The following is a 1,284-nucleotide window of genomic DNA, read 5'->3' on the forward strand; positions in this document are numbered from 1 at the left end:
GCGCAGCCCGTTCGCCGCGATGGCCAAGTCGGTCATGAGGGGGTGCTCCTTCTGCGGGCTGGGCGGTTTTACAGGCTGCGGGCGGTGATGTCGCCCTGGGAGGTGGTGGCGCGGATGTCGAGTTCGGCGGTGCCGTCGTTCTTGAGGGCGTTGCTGATGCGGCCGTAGGCGGTGTCGGCGTCGAGGGCGGCCGAGACGCCGGTGGCGGCGCCGACCGTGATGTCGCCGGACTGGGTGCGGAGCACGACCGTGCCGCGCATGGCCTCGGTGATCTGGATGTCGCCCCTTGCGGTGCTGATCTCCGCGGGGCCGCCCAGCCGGCCGATCTCGACGTCGCCGTCGGTCGCGGTGAGGCGGACGCTCGCGGCCTCGTCGATCTTGATCTGGCGGTACGCGCCTTCGAAGGCGATATCGCCGAGACGGCCGACGCCGCGGAGCTCGGAACTGGCGGTCTTGGCCTCGATACGGGAGCCGGCGGGGAGCTTGACGGTGACCTCCAGGGATCCGGAGGGGGCGAAGAGCTGGTTCTTGGGCTCGGGGGTGTGGATCCGCAGGACGCCGTCGGCGTAGGCGACGGTGGTCTGCTCGGCGGTCTGGACGTCGCGGCTCTTGGCGGGGTTCGCGGGCAGGACCTCGACGGTGGTGTCGGAGCGGTCGGCGGCGATGAACTGGATGCGTCCGGCGGGGATGTCCAGGACGGCGGAGATCGGGGCGGGGGTGTCGAACTTCTGCATCGTGCTCTCCTGCTTCTCGCTCGTTGTTTCTGACACCGGAAACGCTACGTTGCTTTCCAGGAGTCAGCAACATGCTTGTTGCGCAGAATCGACATTCATGCAGGTGGAAGCCATTAAACTGTTGCAATGACCTTGAGGATAATGCAACGACAGCTACCTGGATCATTGCAATGGGTAAGAAATGAACGCTACAGTGGGGGCCAGGGACCACCGTGAAGGATCACCAAGGAGACCGCGATGCCAGGAGGCAGGCTCACCCAGCAGGAACGCCAGCAGATCGCGCTGGGGTTGGCCGACAGCCTCCCCTACGCCGAGATCGCCCGACGCCTCGAACGCCCGACCTCGACGATCACGCGTGAGGTGATGCGCAACGGCGGCCCCACCGCCTACCGCGCCGACCTCGCCCACCGCGCCACCGAGCGCCGCGCTCACCGGCGCAGGCCCGCGCCCTCCCGAGGGTCGGAGTCGGTCCCCCAGCCACACGGACGCGACGCCGAGGCCGTGCGCGAGTACGAGGAGTCGCTCACCACCATCCTCATGCAATCGGGCC

The 1,284-nt window shown here is 68.0% G+C and carries 2 protein-coding genes; one reads left to right on the forward strand and one right to left on the reverse strand.

The window, feature by feature from the left end; all coding sequences use genetic code 11:
- Window positions 1-68: 68 nt before the first annotated feature.
- A complete protein-coding gene (locus CCN51_RS49565; protein ID WP_014177400.1) occupies window positions 69-734 on the reverse strand; it encodes a DUF4097 family beta strand repeat-containing protein in 666 nt (221 codons plus the stop codon).
- A 237-nt stretch (window positions 735-971) separates the two neighbouring features.
- Between CCN51_RS49565 and CCN51_RS60410 the strand changes: the two genes are divergently transcribed.
- Window positions 972-1,284 (forward strand): helix-turn-helix domain-containing protein (locus tag CCN51_RS60410; RefSeq protein WP_143676180.1); only part of this gene is annotated, 313 nt, incomplete at its 3' end.

The sequence above is a fragment of the Streptomyces milbemycinicus genome (assembly GCF_002154605.1).
Classification (GTDB): domain Bacteria; phylum Actinomycetota; class Actinomycetes; order Streptomycetales; family Streptomycetaceae; genus Streptomyces; species Streptomyces milbemycinicus.